Origin of the sequence: Pedobacter petrophilus, assembly GCF_009674725.1 — a bacterium.
GTDB classification, from domain to species: domain Bacteria; phylum Bacteroidota; class Bacteroidia; order Sphingobacteriales; family Sphingobacteriaceae; genus Pedobacter; species Pedobacter petrophilus.
This window is the reverse complement of the sequence record NZ_WKKH01000022.1, coordinates 1-17,012: the sequence shown is the minus strand read 5'-3', so window position 1 is coordinate 17,012 and position 17,012 is coordinate 1. Positions and strand designations below refer to the sequence as shown.

At 36.8% G+C, this 17,012-nt stretch carries 17 protein-coding genes and 1 pseudogene; 11 read left to right on the top strand and 7 right to left on the bottom strand.

Annotation, left to right across the window (positions count from 1 at the left end; all coding sequences use genetic code 11):
• Nucleotides 1–16: 16 nt before the first annotated feature.
• From GJU39_RS14160 to GJU39_RS14145, 4 genes and pseudogenes are all read left to right on the top strand, one after another.
• Nucleotides 17–697 (top strand): annotated as a pseudogene (locus tag GJU39_RS14160) (aspartate/glutamate racemase family protein).
• 30 nt (nt 698–727) lie between these two features.
• Nucleotides 728–1,711 (top strand): M28 family peptidase, encoded by a 984-nt coding sequence (locus GJU39_RS14155; protein ID WP_154281525.1) that lies wholly within the window; start codon nt 728–730, stop codon nt 1,709–1,711.
• 80 nt (nt 1,712–1,791) lie between these two features.
• Nucleotides 1,792–2,649 (top strand): nuclear transport factor 2 family protein, encoded by an 858-nt coding sequence (locus GJU39_RS14150; RefSeq protein WP_154281523.1) that lies wholly within the window; start codon nt 1,792–1,794, stop codon nt 2,647–2,649.
• Nucleotides 2,650–2,788: 139 nt separating this feature from the next.
• On the top strand, nt 2,789–3,673 hold the full coding sequence (locus GJU39_RS14145) for a glycerophosphodiester phosphodiesterase family protein (RefSeq protein ID WP_245227905.1): 885 nt from the start codon (nt 2,789–2,791) through the stop codon (nt 3,671–3,673).
• Nucleotides 3,674–3,725: 52 nt separating this feature from the next.
• On the opposite strand, the gene GJU39_RS14140 is transcribed toward GJU39_RS14145, so the two are convergent.
• The 6 genes from GJU39_RS14140 to GJU39_RS14115 form a co-directional block, all read right to left on the bottom strand.
• Nucleotides 3,726–3,929, bottom strand: coding sequence for a hypothetical protein (locus GJU39_RS14140; protein ID WP_154281520.1), 204 nt, complete (start codon nt 3,927–3,929; stop codon nt 3,726–3,728).
• 129 nt (nt 3,930–4,058) lie between these two features.
• The gene (locus tag GJU39_RS14135) at nt 4,059–4,580 is read right to left on the bottom strand and encodes a tetratricopeptide repeat protein (RefSeq protein WP_154281518.1); all 522 of its coding nucleotides are present in this window, start codon (nt 4,578–4,580) and stop codon (nt 4,059–4,061) included.
• A 285-nt stretch (nt 4,581–4,865) separates the two neighbouring features.
• Nucleotides 4,866–5,402 (bottom strand): hypothetical protein, encoded by a 537-nt coding sequence (locus GJU39_RS14130; RefSeq protein WP_154281517.1) that lies wholly within the window; start codon nt 5,400–5,402, stop codon nt 4,866–4,868.
• A gap of 93 nt (nt 5,403–5,495) precedes the next feature.
• Entirely contained in the window at nt 5,496–6,458 is a 963-nt protein-coding gene (locus GJU39_RS14125; RefSeq protein WP_154281515.1) for an AAA family ATPase, read from the bottom strand.
• A 5-nt stretch (nt 6,459–6,463) separates the two neighbouring features.
• Nucleotides 6,464–7,831 carry a peptidylprolyl isomerase gene (locus GJU39_RS14120; protein WP_154281514.1) on the bottom strand — a complete coding sequence of 456 codons (1,368 nt, stop codon included), beginning with the start codon at nt 7,829–7,831 and terminating at the stop codon, nt 6,464–6,466.
• 45 nt (nt 7,832–7,876) lie between these two features.
• Nucleotides 7,877–8,473 (bottom strand): hypothetical protein, encoded by a 597-nt coding sequence (locus tag GJU39_RS14115; protein WP_342448213.1) that lies wholly within the window; start codon nt 8,471–8,473, stop codon nt 7,877–7,879.
• Between the two features lie 95 nt (nt 8,474–8,568).
• On the opposite strand from GJU39_RS14115, the gene GJU39_RS14110 reads away from it, so the two are divergent.
• Nucleotides 8,569–9,222: a hypothetical protein gene (locus tag GJU39_RS14110; protein WP_154281510.1), complete on the top strand. Its 654-nt coding sequence runs from the start codon at nt 8,569–8,571 to the stop codon at nt 9,220–9,222.
• Between the two features lie 147 nt (nt 9,223–9,369).
• Nucleotides 9,370–9,945, top strand: coding sequence for an RdgB/HAM1 family non-canonical purine NTP pyrophosphatase (gene rdgB, locus GJU39_RS14105; RefSeq protein WP_154281508.1), 576 nt, complete (start codon nt 9,370–9,372; stop codon nt 9,943–9,945).
• Nucleotides 9,946–9,951: 6 nt separating this feature from the next.
• On the opposite strand, the gene GJU39_RS14100 is transcribed toward rdgB, so the two are convergent.
• Nucleotides 9,952–12,180: an OstA-like protein gene (locus GJU39_RS14100; protein ID WP_245227901.1), complete on the bottom strand. Its 2,229-nt coding sequence runs from the start codon at nt 12,178–12,180 to the stop codon at nt 9,952–9,954.
• A 167-nt stretch (nt 12,181–12,347) separates the two neighbouring features.
• Between GJU39_RS14100 and tilS the strand changes: the two genes are divergently transcribed.
• The 5 genes from tilS to GJU39_RS14075 all read left to right on the top strand — a co-directional run bounded on the left by tilS (nt 12,348) and on the right by GJU39_RS14075 (nt 16,849).
• Nucleotides 12,348–13,679 carry a tRNA lysidine(34) synthetase TilS gene (tilS, locus tag GJU39_RS14095; protein WP_154281506.1) on the top strand — a complete coding sequence of 444 codons (1,332 nt, stop codon included), beginning with the start codon at nt 12,348–12,350 and terminating at the stop codon, nt 13,677–13,679.
• On the top strand, nt 13,680–14,168 hold the full coding sequence (locus GJU39_RS14090; RefSeq protein ID WP_029282618.1) for a hypothetical protein: 489 nt from the start codon (nt 13,680–13,682) through the stop codon (nt 14,166–14,168).
• Nucleotides 14,169–14,325: 157 nt separating this feature from the next.
• Complete coding sequence (locus tag GJU39_RS14085) at nt 14,326–14,910, top strand: DUF5025 domain-containing protein (protein ID WP_154281504.1); 585 nt, start codon at nt 14,326–14,328, stop codon at nt 14,908–14,910.
• Nucleotides 14,911–15,032: 122 nt separating this feature from the next.
• Entirely contained in the window at nt 15,033–16,175 is a 1,143-nt protein-coding gene (gene bshA / locus GJU39_RS14080; protein WP_154281502.1) for an N-acetyl-alpha-D-glucosaminyl L-malate synthase BshA, read from the top strand.
• Nucleotides 16,176–16,402: 227 nt separating this feature from the next.
• Nucleotides 16,403–16,849 carry a KTSC domain-containing protein gene (locus GJU39_RS14075; protein WP_154281500.1) on the top strand — a complete coding sequence of 149 codons (447 nt, stop codon included), beginning with the start codon at nt 16,403–16,405 and terminating at the stop codon, nt 16,847–16,849.
• Nucleotides 16,850–17,012: the final 163 nt, after the last annotated feature.

The window sequence follows — 17,012 nt, the reverse complement described above, 5'->3', positions numbered from 1 at the left end:
GCGGTATTAATCATCCATGAGAAAAATTGGTTTAGTTGGTGGAATAAGCTGGATATCTACTATAGATTACTATAAATTCATTAATAAAGGAGTAAATGATAGACTAGGTGGATTAAATTTTGCCGAGTGTTTAATTTATTCTTTAAATTTTGGTGATGTTCAGGATAAAACATGGGAAGGATCATTTGATCTTTTACTAAAGGCTTGCCAGAATTTAAATCAAAGTGGGGTAGATGCAATTGCGTTATGTGCCAATACAGCGCATCTTTTTGCCGATCAACTTCAGGAAGAAATTAATTTACCCCTTATCCATATTGGAAAGGAAACTGCAAAAGCTGTAAATTCTGCCGGAATCAAAAACGTAGGTCTCTTAGGAACAATTTTTACCATGGAAAAAGACTTTTATGTGAAAAAGCTTGAAGAACATTGATTAAATGTATATGTGCCTAAATTAAAAGAAACCAGAGATTATGTTCAGTTTACACTTAAAGAAGAATTGGGTAGAAATTTAGTGTTGGAAGAAACCAAACAACAGCATATTAAAATAATTAATGATTTGAAAGCAGAAGGTGCCGAGGGAATCATTTTGGGATGTACAGAAATTCCAATGCTGATCAGTCAGGATGATTTTGAATTTCCAGTATTTGACACTACCAAGATTCACTGCCAGGCCATTGTAGATTATATTCTCTCTTAACTACCGATCGTTAATTTTAAATTTTACTACATGAATAGAAAACTTTTAATCATCCCATTAATTGGATTTATTGCATTTCAGGGATGTAAAAATAAATCAAAAACTGAAACCGACACAAATGCGGATGATGCCGTTGTTAAATTGGTTTCACCAGAATTTAATGCCGATAGCGCTTACCTTTATACCAAAGCGCAGGTAGATTTTGGTCCACGTATTCCAGGTACAACAGCGCATCAGAAATGTGCAGATTATTTAGTTGCAAAGTTGAAATCGTTCGGTGCTGCGGTTAAAGTAAATGGTGAAAAAACCAAAACTTACGATGGCAAAAGCTTCCAGTTAAAAAATATTGAGGCCAGCTTCAATCCGGAGAAAAAGGAAAGGGTATTAATTACAGCCCATTGGGATGCACGCCCGTTTTCAGATCAGGATTCTGATCCATCAAATCACAACAAACCGTTCGATGCTGCAAATGATGGTGCAAGTGGCGTGGCCGTAATTTTAGAGATGGCGCGTCAGGTTCAAAAAAAGCAACCTAATGTGGGTGTAGACTTCATTTTGTGGGATCTGGAAGATTATGGAAAGGCAAATGATGAAACTCCTGATGAAGTTACCTGGTGTTTGGGTTCTCAATATTGGGCTAAAACTGCAGTTGCGAAAGGTTACAAAGCACGCTATGGCATTAACCTCGATATGGTTGGTGGCGGTAATGCGCAATTTACGCAGGATGAAATATCCCGCCAGGCCGCACCAGATGTGGTCAGCAATGTGTGGGTAATTGGAAACGAAATTGGTTTTAGTTCTTATTTTGTAAACCTGCCTAGCGGAAAACTGGTTGATGATCATTTTTGGATGAATAAAGCAGGTGTTCCTTCGATAGATATTATCCATTACAATGATAACAGTGGCTTTTACATTAACTGGCATACCCAATTGGATAACCTTGCCAATATCGACAGAAATACACTAAAGGCTACGGATCAAACCGTGTTGGAAACAATCTACCGCGAAAAATAAATGTGTAATTGTTAATTACTTTTGAAGTCTGCGAGCAGATAAAATTTTTATATTCGCCCACAACTATACTTAAACATATAATGAAACAAATATTTTCAACCGCGATTGCATCCCTTTTAGCACTGAGTGCCTTCGCACAGAAAAATGATGGAACTACAAAATCCCTGGTTAACGCAGAAAAGGATTTTGCTAAATCTATTGCAAAAAATGGCGACAAAGAATCTTATCTCGAGTATTCATTGGGAAGTGCGTTGGTGTTTCGTCCGAATCCGGTAAACGTAAAAACATTCTATAATACACAAACAAAAGGTGAAAAGTCAGTTACCTGGGAGCCTAATCTGGCTAAAGTTTCCCGTAGTGGTGATTTAGGTTTTACAACTGGTCCTTATTCGGTTAACGGTGAAGAGAAACAGTATGGTCAATATTTATCCATCTGGAAATCGGAAAATGGCAAGTGGAAACTGGCAATTGATCTGGAAACTTCAAGCAATAAGCCATTAGATCAAACTGCACCCAGATTTGTAGAGCCAAAAGACCATGTTGCGCCTAAATTCTTAAATGAAAGAGAAATTAAAGCAGGCCGTGAAATTATCTTAACCACAGAGAAAACATTAAATACCTTCCTCAAAACGCATGGTATTGGAGCTTTTGGTGGATTTATGACAGATGATTCGCGTTTATTGTTTCCAGGTAATGAGGCTATTACCGGAAAAGGAAAAATCCTTTCGTTTTATAACGGAATGATTAGCAAAATTAACTTAAAAACTACTGGCGTGGATAAAGCTTTAGGTAGTGATCTGGCTTATACTTTTGGTGTTGCTACTATTGATTATAAAGCAGATTTACGCGAAAGTTTCAACTATGTGTTTGTATATGAAAAAGCGGCTGATGCCAGCTGGAACCTCGTTGTACAAGCATTTGTGCCGGCAGAAAGATAGTAATCAAAAATGTGAATGAAGAAGCTTCCTGTTAAAGGGAAGCTTTTTTTGTTGTGTACCGGGCAGAGAAATGCAACCCGTTAGCTCATTATTTTATAACTTAAACCTGAGTTTTACGTTTACCCTAAAAATGAAATTTATGCATAAAAAACTCCTTATCCTTTCCACTGCTATCTTATTATTTTTGAATGCATCTGCACAGAAACGAAAGTTTGATCTTCAGGGTAAAGCCGGTGCGAGAGGTATTATGCCAGAGAATACCATTCAAGGAATGTTAAAGGCGTTGGATCTGGGCGTAACCACATTAGAAATGGACGCGGTGATTTCTCAGGATAAACAAGTAGTGTTATCGCAAGAGCCATATTTCAATAATGAAATATCCTTAATGCCTAACGGAAAAGCCATTACTTTCAAAGACCAGAAAAATTACAATATCTACAAGATGGATTATGAGCAGGTTAAGAAGTTCGATGTAGGGAGTAAGGTTCATGCCCGTTTTCCAGGACAAATGAAATTTAAAGCCTATAAACCCCTGCTTTCTGAAACCATTGATGCTGTTGAAGCTTATGTTAAAGAAAATAAATTGGCAAGACCGGTTTATAATATTGAAACCAAAACCATTAAAAATGGCGATAATGAATTTCACCCAGAGCCTGCAGCGTTTGTAGAATTGATTATGGAAGTGGTGAATACAAAGAAGATTGCCAGGCGTGTGATTATAGAATCTTTTGATATGAGAACGCTTCAATATTTACATGAGAAATATCCAAAAATTCAAACATCACTGCTTATTGATGAGAAGGAGCCATTTGAAGATTACATTACCAAATTGGGTTTTAAACCAACTATTTACAGCCCGTATTCGGTGCTGGTTGGGAAAGGCCTGGTAGATCGGTGCCATGAAATGGGGATCAAAATTATCCCCTGGACGGTGAACACCACGAAAGATTTAAAGTATTTTATGAGTCTGGGCGTGGATGGAGTAATCACCGATTTTCCAAATCTTATGAATCAGGTGAAATGATAGCCCATAAAAAAAGCGATGAATCCATCGCTTTTTTTTATAATAGTAATTTTTAGTGGTGTGATGTCTCGGCTTCTTCTCCTTTTGAATGTGGTTTAGCTTCCGTATTTTCATGGCCTGATCCTGCGGCGTTATGCACGAAAATAGGACGGGTAAATGCTACTAAAAGGATTAAAGTAAGAATCCATGCTGCTAAAGGAAGTGTCCAAATGCCTTTTGTTTCCTGAACCGGAGCGTGTGAATCGTGAGCTGACATATCGAATATTTTTGATTTAAAATTTTTGCTTTGTAATTGAGTGGTAAATATAGTAACAAAAAAAGAAAATAAAGATTCGAAGCGCTAATTGTAACGCAGATAAATAAACGGCATAAGTGGGATGATTACTTATGCCAATAAATCGTAAATCATCGTTTTTGTGCTGTTTATTTTACTTTTAACCCTGTTCTGGTGTTCCTTAAAAACAAGCTGCATATCTGGAATTGAATTAAACATTTCTGCTTTCTTAAAATAGTTTTCAGCTAATTTAAAATCCTGCTGTCGCTCTGCATACAAACCCAGACTTTCGTAGATATTAGCTTCACAAACGCCGGGAACCGATAATGCCTGGGTTGCAACTTGCTTTACTAATTTATGCATCTTCAATGTAATAACCAGCTTTAAATAAGGTTCGTACACCTCTGGAAAATCAGAATCAATTTCAATGCATCTTTTGTAATAATAACCTGCACTTTGATAATTCTTGAAATGATAATGGTTGAAGTTTCCTAAGTGGTAATAAGCCCTGGCATATTCAGGATCGAATGCGATAAGTTCATTGAAATATTGATGTGCTTTCGGGAGCTCGCCCCAGTTTAATTCTTCAACGGCCTGTAGATATTTTTCTTCTACGGTTGTAAAAATGTCCATGATGGATATAGTTGATTTTCAGGGTTGTAAAAACCAGGAAAAAATTTTAATAAATTGATTCTTAAATTAGATGTTGACTGTAATAAACAGAAAATCAGTTAAGGATTGAAGAGAAAATTATAGTTCATATCCAATCCCTTTATGCCACAAGACGGGCTAAAGCTTAATGTTCGGATATGTATTTGACGTAGCATTTTTTTATAATCTGCTGCAAATATATTTATTTTCAATGAATTACAAAATATGCAGGCTTTATTTATGGGGTGATACAGTTTTAAATAAAAACTAACCGGCAGCGGGATCAATAAAACCAAGTAAAATAGAAGCAGATTTTAACAGGTTTTTCCGGTCAAAGAAGAGGGTTACATACCGATTGCCTATTTTAACTTCTAGTTCTGTGCCGCCCTCAAGCGCACCATACATTTCGGGCATTGTCTTTTTAACTTTATTTTTTTTAAATTTTACCAACGCCTCCTGAACAGTAGTTTGATTTAAAGTTAAATGATAAGGCAAGCCAGAGATAATCAAAAATTTATCATCAGGAATATCAAACCAGATCTCATTGATGCTTCTGTTATTTCCAAGTGTACCGTAAAGTGCTAAACCTGATTTCGTGATCCACTTTGCATTTTGTTCCTCACTGGCATCTTCCGTAAAAATAGGTTTAACCTTTAAAACAACAGAAATTTTTTCTGGTGTTTGCGGAAAAATGAATTCAGCATTTTTATTTAACAAAGTACCCAAACCTGCATTTTTCTGTGCAAATGTAGTTACGAAAAGGAGTTGTAAAAAGAAAATTAAGGTTAAAGCTTTAGTTTTCATTTAGCTTAATTATTTATTGTAAATGAATTTACCTTTAAAGATAGTATTTTAATTAAATCAACAAAAATTGAAGAACTGCTTAATAAAAGCAGCCTATAAAAGATCTTTAATGATTTTCTCGATGGATAACCCTTCTGCTTCTGCACGATAATTCCGAACAATTCGGTGGCGGAGAATTGGCTCAGCAACTGCCTGAACATCTTCTATATCCGGTGCATATTTGCCCGTTACCGCAGCATGGCATTTAGCGCCTAAAACTAAGAATTGTGAGGCCCTCGGACCGGCGCCCCAACTGATGTATTTATTTACTGCATCCGTCGCAAACTCACTATTCGGGCGGGTTTTAGAAGCCAGTTTAACGGCATATTCCAATACGTTATCGGTAATCGGAATATTCCTGATCAATTGCTGAAAATATTGAATATCTTCTGCATGAATGATTTTTTGTAACTGAATGGTTTTGTTGCTTGTTGTGTTTCTGACAATGTTCAGTTCATCTGCAAAAGCAGGGTAATTTAACTGAATATTAAACATGAAACGATCCAGCTGTGCTTCAGGAAGGGGATAAGTACCTTCCTGTTCTATTGGATTCTGAGTAGCTAAAACAAAGAAAGGTTTTGGTAAAATATGGGTTTGCCCGGCGGCAGTAACCGATTTTTCCTGCATGGCTTCCAATAGCGCAGCTTGTGTTTTCGGAGGAGTTCTATTGATCTCATCAGCTAAAATAATATTAGAAAAAACAGGCCCTTTAATAAATTTAAAATGCCTGTCTTCTCCTAGTATCTCCGCGCCAATGATATCACTTGGCATTAAATCCGGTGTAAACTGAATCCGGTTAAAATCTAAATCCAGCACGCCAGCTACAGTTTGAACGAGTAAAGTTTTAGCTAATCCGGGTACGCCAACCAACAAACAATGTCCGTTGCTAAAAATGGCGATTAATACAGATTTGATGATCTCATCTTGTCCTATTACAACTTTACCAATTTCAGCTTTAATATTGTTAAAAGCCTGGTGAAGTGCGTTGACAGCTTCTACTTCGTTTTTGTACTGCATTCGTATTATTTTGCGGCTGTGGACGTTTTAGTCCAGATTTTTAATTCGTCACAGGTATTAAATTCGTCGTCAATTTTAATATAAGTGCTTTCACGACGTTTTTCAAACCATTCACTTAAAGTACGATTAATTTTATCACTTTGTGCAGCATCCCTGATTTTTGGGAAATCCTGTGCCATATTTGCTTTATGAGGTGGAATTTTCGACTTCAAATATAAAATGCGGTACCCTTGCTTTCCATCAGCAGCAGTATATAAATTCGGTTTAGAAACGGCACCAATCTTCATGGTGTCAATCACTAAAAATACGGAAGGATCTAATTTATCAATCGGGATGAAAGTACTTCTGGCCTGAACATTCTCTGCATTTAGCATCATACCACCATTAAATTTCGACTCTTTGTTGTCCGAGAATAAACTTGCTGCCGCAGCAAAGCTGATTTTCTTCGATGAAATATTTTTGTAGATACTGTCTGCATGAAGCTGTAAACGAGTTAAACTTTCTGGTGTGGTTGCCGGCCTTACCAAAATATGGCGTGCGTGCACCTGCTCGCCACGGCGCTCGATTACCTGTAAAATATGGAAGCCAAATTCAGTTTCGAAAACAGGAGACATTTCACCTGCTTTAAGCTTAAAAGCCCAGGCCGTAAATTCTTTTGCCATGGTACTTCTATCAAAGAAACCTAAGTCGCCGCCATCAGCTGATGAACCCGGATCTTCAGAATAAGTTTTAGCCAATACTCCGAAATCATCTCCGCTCTTTACCCTTAAACGAAGGGCTTCAATTTTATCGTGGAACTTTTGTTTTTCTGCCTTGGTTAGTTTTGGATCTAAAATAATCTCACCAACTTCAACCTCCGTGTTAAACTCCGGAATACTATCGCCCAATGTTTTGAAGTATTTTTCTACTTCCATTGGAGTTACATTAATATTTTCTGTGATTTTTGCCTGCATTTTCTGTGCAATCAACTCATCTTTAACTGATGGTCTGATTTCATCTTTATACTGAAGCAGAGATTTATTTAAGAACTGCTCCAGGCGCTCCTGGCCACCCGCACGTTGCATACTGTAACGCATCCGTTTGTTCACCTCATCATCCACCTGTGCATCTTCAACCATTACAGAATCAATTTCTGCCTGCTGTTTCAATAGCTTTTGCGTAAGCGTATTTTGTAAAATTTTGCATTTAACATCTTCATTAGCAGGGTTCCCCTGATAAAGATATTGCGTGTATTGTTGGTTTAAATCAGAAAGCAGTACAATGTTATTTCCTACAACAGCAGCAACTTTATCAATGTTATGTTTTTTTGTTTGAGCATAACTATTTAAAAACAAGCAAACTAATGCGATTGCTACTAAAAAAACTTTTTTCATTCTATTATTTATATTTTGCAATTATTATATTAATCTGTTACAGTTTTAAGGTTTTGCAAGTTTTTTCAACTCGTTTTCATTCACCTTGACCTGATATTTTTGTTTAAGGCTTTTCAGCCAGTTTTCTTCTAAGCTTTGCTGGTAATCTGCAATTACCAACCCTTTAATTTCACTTAACGGTTCCTTGTAATCCTTTTTGTTATTGCGGTAAAAATCCTTTATTGCCTGCTCATCATCTTGTGCTTTATTCCAGATTTTCTGTTCAGAAACGTTAAACATCAAAACACCTTCGCGATATTCATTCAGCAAAAAATCGTGATTTTTACTATTTACACTTGTTTTTTTACGTGTTTCTAATGCTGTTTCATAAGTTTTTATTTCCTCCTGGTAAACCGGATTTTTATCCAGTCCCATCTCACGGGCATCTAAAACTTTCAGTTTAAAATTTAAATATAAGTTAAGATAGGATGCTAAATCTGCATAATCTGTGCTTACACTTCCGTTATGGCTTTTCTTGTAAGACCAAATAAACTCTTTGGTACTTATGGGTTTGCCATTTATAACAGCAACGTTCTGAGCAAACGAATAGCTACAAATAAAGCTAAAAACGAACAAGGAATAAGCCTTCTTTACAGGGAGCACTCTATAAATTTTAAGGGATAAAAGTAACAATTAGCGGCGCTATTATAAGATATTTAACTAATTTTAACAGAAATTATTATCCTACAAAAATACGAATGGAAAACCAGGTTACCAACAATGCGAACGCTTTACGTTTATTTTTTACTGAAGAAGTTTTTTTGGTAGAAGATGAAAGCGTAGAAATCGTGCATCGTGTTGCTGCAGAGCCTGTTTTGCCTCCGTCTCAAGTGGAGATTAAACCAGTAGATAATTTGGTTTCATCGGCTCTAAACAGTACATTTTCAACGCCAGAAGTTGTAGAAGTACTACAGGCTCATCAGGAAATCGTCAAGGTTCCGCCTGTTATTACCCCCCCAGCGCAAGAAAAATCATTTAAATTTTTGGGCGGGAATAAGAAGTTTGTCTTGATTTTAGTGAATGATCCTCAGCATGATGTAAGCACAGAACAGGGGAGGGAACTGCTTCGGAAAATTGTAAAGGCGGTAGATCTAGGAACAGCAGATTTTGCACTGTTAAATTATGCCCATCATTTCGGGGTTAACTTTGCGGCTTTTCATCAGTTTTTCAAACCAGTAATTATGCTTTCTTTTGGAGTTGAAATTTCAGACTTACAGTTGAATTACGTTTGGCAAAACGAAATCATTGTACATGAATCTACCAGGATTATCTTTGCGCCAAATCTACATCAGCTTGATAGCGATTTAACGGCTAAGAAAATGCTTTGGGGCCATCTTCAAAAAATTAAGTAGTGTACAGATTAAGATTAGAATATTAAGATTTGAGTAGTAAGTATCAGGTATCAAGTTTGGAGTTTTGAAAATTTTACCAACAAAAACTTAATGGATATTATAACATGAGCTGCTCAATTTTTTCCAAAACCTAACCACCTAACCATAATGAAAAAACTCGTCTTCGCGACCAATAATCAGCATAAAACCGACGAAATCCGTTTAGCACTTAGCGGCCTGTATGAGGTTTTGAATTTAAGCGATATCGGATGTGAAGAAGATATCCCTGAAACCGCAGATACTTTTGAAGGCAATGCAACCTTGAAAAGCACTTATGTGTTGGAAAACTTTCAGTTGGATTGTTTTGCAGATGATAGCGGACTGGAAGTAGAAGCGCTCAATAACGAGCCTGGTGTGTTTTCTGCACGCTACGCCGGCAGCCGTGATAATTCGGAGAATATCAACCTCGTTCTTAAAAAACTTACCGGGGTTTCCAATAGAAAAGCAAGGTTTAAAACGGTTATATCACTATTGCAAAATGGACAAAACCATATTTTTGAAGGCACGATCAATGGCACCATCAGAACGCATTTATCAGGTTTGAAAGGTTTTGGTTACGATCCGATTTTTCAGCCGGATGGCTACGACATTACTTTTGCAGAAATGGATATGGCACAAAAAAATGCCATTAGCCATCGGGCGCAGGCATTGAAAAAGATGCTCGAATTTCTGAAAGCTAAATAAAAAAGATTACATTTTCTTTAACTGCTTCAGCTGGGTTGAATCCTTTTTGGGTAAAATGGGTTTGATCCCGAAATTAGTTGTGTCAGTAGGTTTTGCCTGAAACAGATTTCTCTTTGTGCTCACTGTATCTTTCACTGCCTTCACTTTTGACTGATCCGCTATTTTAATAGCAGTTTTAGCTGGTATGGCAGTCGCTTTTCCTGCAACAGCAGGTTTTTTCGCTACTGCCGCTTTAGCTTTTGTTTTAGGTTTCGCCTTTCCCGACGAGCCTATGGCGTCTTTTTTAGCCTTTGGCCGTTCTTTAGGTTTCCATGAAAATCCTTTCAACACATTATCTTTAGATATTTTGGTCTCTGGATTCAATGCACCTTCAACACCTTTAATGTATACAATGTCTTCAATATCATTCTCATTGTCCTGGAAAACAAATTTGATCCTGCTGCTCAGGGTCTGATTCATTTCCTTATACACTTTAGTGCTGTCATCCTGGGTATAATAAATACTTTCGGCATTGCCATCAACATACATGGTTTTGAGCTTGCCGTTGTTGAAGAAACCTGTCATTAACCTGCCTTTAATCTGGTTAAAACGCAAGGAATCTTTTGGGGTATTCACTAAAAAAGCATTGCGAATGGCTTGTAAGTTATTCAGCTTTTTATTCTTAAACTGCACATAGATGGTATCTGCAATCTGCTGCGATCCTTCTGACCAGATGATTGGATTTATAAAACACCTTAACGTAGAATCTGCACTGGTGTAAAATAAACTATCTGTTTTAGCCTGAATATTGGTTTTGAAGATTTTAACACCATGATAGGCCTTTATAATCCTTGCCTGAACAGTATCTGCAGGATTAAATTTCGTTGTATCGTTCTTAACAATACCAGGTTTCAGCGCCGAAATTACCCCTTTGCCGAGGTTTTTTATGTCCTTTTTACCGATATTTTTGGTTAAGCTATCCACCTTGCCGATAGCGTCTTTTCCGGCTAAAGAATTGTTTTTGATTACTTTCTTCGTCAGGCTGTCTGATTTAATTTTTGGAAGATTTTTAACAATAGAATCTGCTTTAGCTTTTAAAATGTTTCCATTTTTTAAACTATCTATACTTAGCCTGGGCAGACTTTTCGCCAAGGAGTCTGTCTGGGTAGAATCTATTGGCAATTTAGGCAATAGGCTGGTTGGGTCAGTATTCTTCCGATCGCCTTTAGGCTTGTTTTTAGCACCCTTTTCATTTTTACCTGAAAAATTTCGCTTATCTTTTGCGTTGCCCTCTGTATTTTCTGTTGAGGTTTTCTCTGGCGATTCGGCACCATCTTTTGCGCCTTCTTCTTCATCGTCTTCGCCAACCTCATTATCAGCTTTTATCGAAATTTTAGGAACCAGTTTTAAATTTTTCTGTAAAACCATCTGGGTTTCCAGGGTGTCTGCACCCATCCATAAACTATCCGGGCGCTTTTTTCCTTTCACCAATACTGAATCTTCCGTGCCAATGCCCAAATAAGCATTTCGGGTTACCAATGTTCGCTGATCGATTTTATAGTAATAACCCAAATCGCCAAACATCTTCATTTTATCCTTTGTATCAGAAAACACAATGTTTTTCACTGCTTTACCATAGCCTATTTTACCGAAATAATATAAACTATCACCTTTCAGCGATCTCGTTCCCTGGGTATATAGGTTCTTCTTCCCAAAATAAGCATCTTCACTTGCCGTATTGTAAGCACCATTTTCAGTATATAGGTTATCATCTTTGCCCTTTATATTGGTTGGGCCATAGAAATATGTCCATTTTGATTGTGTATTGTACCGCAAGGTATCAGATTTGATTGTTACCTGTGGGGTAACCACCACTACATTATACCTGAAATAAGCATCGTTACTTCCGCTGAAATAATAACCGTTTTTGCTGGTCAGGGTAACTTCCTGATTTACAATTTTTCCACCACTGGTATAAGTCCCTATCTTGCTGACTGTGTTATAATCTAAAATATTAGTGGTTAAAACTGAGGTAGGATCTGTCATTCGAACATTTCCGGTTAAATGGGCCTGCTTTTTATTTCCATCATATTCCAGTTGATCAGAATAAATATCGGTGGTAAGCTGGTTGATGTGCACATTTCTATAGGCCTCAAAATAATTCCGCTTATTGTAGAAAACAGCGCTATCACATGTCAGCGTGGCGTTATCTTGTTGGAAAACCGGATTTCTTAAATAAGTAACACTGTTTTTCATATCTCCGCTAATTTTGGAGTACGAAACTATTTTAATCTGCTTTTGGCCGAATAGAAAAAAAGGACTTATTAGAAGAAATAGAAAAACAAATATTTTTTGCACCCTACAAAGTTAGTTTTTTGTTCCGAACGTTCGGAATACCAGTTAAAATTAAATATTTTTGGTGGATGTTACCCTTATCTCAATTTCAGGATTTTATTAAGAAAAACGAGTTGTTTACCAGTGGTAACAAGATTCTTTTAGCCGTTAGCGGAGGAAAAGATTCGGTATTAATGATGCATCTTTTTAAGGCATTAGGCGTTAATATTGGTGTAGCGCATTGTAATTTTGGTTTACGGTTAGATGAGGCACAGCGTGACGAAAATTTTGTCAGGCTACTGGCTGATGCTCACGATCTTCCATTTTATGTAACGCATTTCGAAACGAAAAAATATGCTGCTGAAAATAAAATTTCTACTCAAATGGTAGCGCGGATTTTGCGTTATGCCTGGTTTGAGGAGATTCGGCTGGCAAATGGTTACGATTACATTGCGCTGGCACAACATCAGAACGATGCCATCGAAACGGTATTGATTAACCTTATCCGGGGTACCGGAATTAGTGGTTTGCATGGCATTTTGCCAAAGAGAGATCGGCTCATCAGGCCGCTGCTGTTCTTAAACCGTGAGCAGATTAACGATATTATTGAAGAGGATAACATTGCGTTTGTGGAAGACAGTTCGAACCTAAGTACGAATTACACCCGAAATAAATTAAGGTTACAGGTGATTCCGCATCTGCAGGAAATCAACCCAAACCTCGAAAAAACTTTTGCAGAAAACATTGCCCGTTTTACTGCACTCGAAAACTTTTTGGATTTACAGGTAGTCCAGCTTCGTACAGAAATTCTAATCCGAAAATCTGATGGATGGTATTTATCATTAACAGAGATCGTAAAGCTAAATCCTCAAAAGTTTCTGTTGTATGAGTTGCTTAAGCCATTTCATTTTACAGCGCCTGTTGTTGAGGAGATTTTGAATAGTTTAGGCGCTGTAAGTGGCACGCATTTTTTTAGTTTAAGCCATCAGGCGATAATTAATAGAACCGACCTGGTGATTGTAGAAAAGAATGCCAGTATGCTGCTTAACCAGTTTATTCATCCTTCAGCAGCCAAAACTAATTTCGGCGATTATACCATTTCGCTACGCTATTCTACAGAAATAAAGTTTGAAATTGATGCCGCAAAAGCCTTTGTGAGTGCTGATAAACTGATCTTTCCATTGGTGTTGCGGAAATGGCAAAACGGAGATAAATTTATTCCGCTGGGCATGCGCTTTCCCAAAAAGGTGAGCGATTTTTTTATTGATGAAAAAGTTCCACTTCATTTAAAGCATAATACACCGATCCTGGTAAACGGAAACGGTGAGATTATTTGGATTGCTGGCATGCGACAGGATAATCGATATAAATTATCTACTGCAACAAAAAAAGTTGCTATATTCGAACTCGAAAATAACTAAGTGGAAAGCAAATACGCCTATATCGAAAAACAATACATTGGCCGGGATTATGTTCGCATTTTCATCAGATTAATTATGGCTGCGTTCTGTTTTGCAGCTTACGTTTACGAGCGCGATCGCGACAATACTCAGGATCTTTTTTTAGTAGTTGGTTTTGGAATCATTGGCGTTTCTATGCTGCTACTTTTCCTCATTCAATACAAAATTGTGGTAGACAATGGCAGTATGATATTGGATGGTTTATGGACTACCAAACGGGTAAAAATCGATTTGAACAGCATTGTAGATGTGCGGAAAGCTACTTATAGTCGTTATTTCTTTAATAATCCGGTATACAATCTTCACACAAAAGGCACCATTCGTTTTTATTCTTCAGGTAAAGACGCCGTAGTATTAACAGATCGGGATGGTCTGGAATATTTTATCGGCACTCAAAGGCCAAATGAGCTTTTTCTGGTGATTAAAGAAGAGATGCGGAATCTTAAATAATTCTCAATAAAAAATCTCAATTTTATTCATCAATTCTTGCTATTCTATACAGATATAAATTTTATCTTCACAGTGTGACAAAAAATCATGTATAAAAATATATTGCTGTGTATAATTTTATAGGAATAAGTGTTAGATTTGTTTTACACATACTCAAATGAAAACATATCTTAAAATTACAAGCTTCTTATTTGTAAGCCTATCATTTTTCTCTTGTGAGAAAAATATAACTGAAACTACTATAAAAGAAAAGTATACCCAGTATTTCAACGCCAATATTGCAGGTCAATCTTTAAATATCAAAGGATCAATAGATGAAAACAGAGACATTTTTAGCGGAAGCTGGACTGGCGTTGGAAACAGCGATGGCACACAAAAAGACATGTATAGGGTAAAGGTAACTGTTCCTAGAACATTTTTGAACACAACGCTTGATGCTAAATTATCCTTTCAGGTTTATGACATCAAACCAGGAATATATTTGCTTTCGGATGCCAAAGCATATCAAAAGGATTTTGCGAATCATATGTATTTAGCTACCAATGTTGGTTTAGAAAATTCGAATTTTTATACCACTAATGAGCAGAAAAATCCTTTCAAAATAGAAATAACAAAATATGAAAAACCGAAAGACAGTAGCGTTCCCATCGTTGGCGGTAAAATCAATGGTACTTTGTATAATATTAAAAACCTCAGGGATTCTATTGTAATTAAGGATGGGGTATTTGAAGTAAGATTTTAACTTCATAAGCGATAAAAACCTTGCTTTTTTGAAGAGTGTTCAGTTCATTTTTTATTGCAATATTCCGACATGCATTATACATTCAAATGGGCTACATTTGCATAACAACAACGCATTTATAAATGAAGATAGGAATTGTTTGCTACCCAACCTTTGGGGGTAGTGGAGTAGTTGCAACGGAGCTTGGAAAAGCACTCGCAAATGAAGGACACCAGGTTCATTTTATCACATACAGCCAGCCAGCCAGACTGGATTTTTTCTCCGCAAATTTATTTTATCACGAAGTTTCGGTAAGAGATTACCCGCTTTTTGATTACGCACCATATGAATCAGCTTTAGCCAGTAAACTGGTTGATGTAGTTCGTTTTGAGCAGTTAGATGTTCTTCACGTACACTATGCTATTCCACATGCTTCAGCAGCTTTTATGGCAAAGCAGATTTTAGCCAGTTACGGCATTCATATTCCCGTGGTAACCACTTTACACGGCACAGATATTACCCTAGTTGGTAAAGATCCAACCTATAAACCGGTAGTAACCTTTTCCATTAATCAAAGTGATGGTGTAACAACTGTTTCTGATGATTTAAGAGAAGATACTTACAACCATTTTGAGATTACGAAGGATATTAAAGTAATCCCGAATTTTATCGATTTCAGCCGATTCAGTTTGCAGGCTAAAGATCACTTCAAAAAAGCGATTGCACCAAATAACGAACGGATCTTAATTCATACCTCTAATTTCAGAAAAGTAAAACGGACTTCAGATGTGATCAAGATTTTCGAAAAAGTACAGGCTGTAATTCCTTCTAAATTATTAATGGTGGGTGACGGACCAGAACGTGCATACGATGAGCAGCTTTGTCGCAGTTTAAACATCGGAGAAAATGTTCGTTTCCTTGGAAAACAAGACGCGGTAGAAGAAATTCTATCGGTTTCTGATCTGTTTTTAATGCCTTCAGAGTCTGAAAGTTTTGGTTTAGCTGCTTTAGAGGCCATGGCTTGTAAAGTGCCGGCAATTACCACAAACGCCGGCGGCTTGCCTGAGTTAAATATAGATGGTTTCTGTGGTTATATGAGTAATGTGGGCGATGTAGAGGCAATGGCGGCAAATGCCATTTCCATTTTAAAAGATGATGAAACTTTAAAACAGTTTAAGGAGAATGCATTTACAAGAGCTCAGGATTTCGATCTGAAAAAAATCTTACCATCTTATGTAAATTTTTATAAAGAAGTAATAGAAAACTCCTTACAGGTGAAATACTAAAGACCGTTATAACAAAATATTAGAAGTCGTTTGGTTTACCAGACGGCTTTTTTTATGGAAGCGTGATTTGTAAACCTTGTTTTTAGTGGTTTTGCTTTATATCTATTCAATACAGGAATAAAATTATTTAGGAGTTAACATTTATGATGTAAGATTCTTATAAAGAAATCATTATGAAATTAAACTTTCTCTAAATCAAATCATTATAAATCGTACCTTTGCGCCAAATGAAAAAGATAGTAGATTACAGAAAGCTTTTGAACGTAGATAAAACGGCCGAGCTTGCAGCGCTTAAGTCGGTTTACCGCACGATGATGAAAGAGTTCCACCCTGATAAATTCCAGGTTGAAGAGGAGAAATTAGCGGCAGAGGCAAGAAGTAAAGAAATTATAGAAGCTTACCATTTCCTGGTTAGTATTGCGCCAGAAACACGTGAGCAAAACATCGAGACTTACACACAAACGATTACAAATTCTAATATTTTAGATTTTGAATACAAACAATCTGTTTTAAACATCCAGTTTTTTGATGGAAGCGCTTATGAGTACTTTGACGTACCAAGAGCCATTTACATTAAATTAGTGAATGCAGATTCACCGGGTCGTTTTGCCCGTCGTCATATCTGTAATTCTTTCCCATACCGTAACGTAGTTAAAGTTGCAGAACCTGCATAGTTTAACATTAAAATAGAATGAAAGACTCGCAGAAAAGCGGGTCTTTTTTGTGTAGTAAGCTTTGTTCGTAAGGTCCTGAAATAAATTCAGGATGAACTGTGTTTAAATCCAAATAATAATTAAAATTTTTCCAAATAATATTTTGTTTTAGGAAGGTTGTAAC

What these genes read in the sequence shown, in the direction of transcription:
- GJU39_RS14155 (WP_154281525.1), top strand. Translation starts at nt 728, where the DNA reads ATGAATAGAAAACTTTTAATCATCCCATTAATTGGATTTATTGCATTT.
- GJU39_RS14150 (WP_154281523.1), top strand. Translation starts at nt 1,792, where the DNA reads ATGAAACAAATATTTTCAACCGCGATTGCATCCCTTTTAGCACTGAGT.
- GJU39_RS14145 (WP_245227905.1), top strand. Translation starts at nt 2,789, where the DNA reads ATGCATAAAAAACTCCTTATCCTTTCCACTGCTATCTTATTATTTTTG.
- GJU39_RS14140 (WP_154281520.1), bottom strand. Translation starts at nt 3,929, where the DNA reads ATGTCAGCTCACGATTCACACGCTCCGGTTCAGGAAACAAAAGGCATT.
- GJU39_RS14135 (WP_154281518.1), bottom strand. Translation starts at nt 4,580, where the DNA reads ATGGACATTTTTACAACCGTAGAAGAAAAATATCTACAGGCCGTTGAA.
- GJU39_RS14130 (WP_154281517.1), bottom strand. Translation starts at nt 5,402, where the DNA reads ATGAAAACTAAAGCTTTAACCTTAATTTTCTTTTTACAACTCCTTTTC.
- GJU39_RS14125 (WP_154281515.1), bottom strand. Translation starts at nt 6,458, where the DNA reads ATGCAGTACAAAAACGAAGTAGAAGCTGTCAACGCACTTCACCAGGCT.
- GJU39_RS14120 (WP_154281514.1), bottom strand. Translation starts at nt 7,831, where the DNA reads ATGAAAAAAGTTTTTTTAGTAGCAATCGCATTAGTTTGCTTGTTTTTA.
- GJU39_RS14110 (WP_154281510.1), top strand. Translation starts at nt 8,569, where the DNA reads ATGGAAAACCAGGTTACCAACAATGCGAACGCTTTACGTTTATTTTTT.
- rdgB (WP_154281508.1), top strand. Translation starts at nt 9,370, where the DNA reads ATGAAAAAACTCGTCTTCGCGACCAATAATCAGCATAAAACCGACGAA.
- GJU39_RS14100 (WP_245227901.1), bottom strand. Translation starts at nt 12,180, where the DNA reads ATGAAAAACAGTGTTACTTATTTAAGAAATCCGGTTTTCCAACAAGAT.
- tilS (WP_154281506.1), top strand. Translation starts at nt 12,348, where the DNA reads ATGTTACCCTTATCTCAATTTCAGGATTTTATTAAGAAAAACGAGTTG.
- GJU39_RS14085 (WP_154281504.1), top strand. Translation starts at nt 14,326, where the DNA reads ATGAAAACATATCTTAAAATTACAAGCTTCTTATTTGTAAGCCTATCA.
- bshA (WP_154281502.1), top strand. Translation starts at nt 15,033, where the DNA reads ATGAAGATAGGAATTGTTTGCTACCCAACCTTTGGGGGTAGTGGAGTA.
- GJU39_RS14075 (WP_154281500.1), top strand. Translation starts at nt 16,403, where the DNA reads ATGAAAAAGATAGTAGATTACAGAAAGCTTTTGAACGTAGATAAAACG.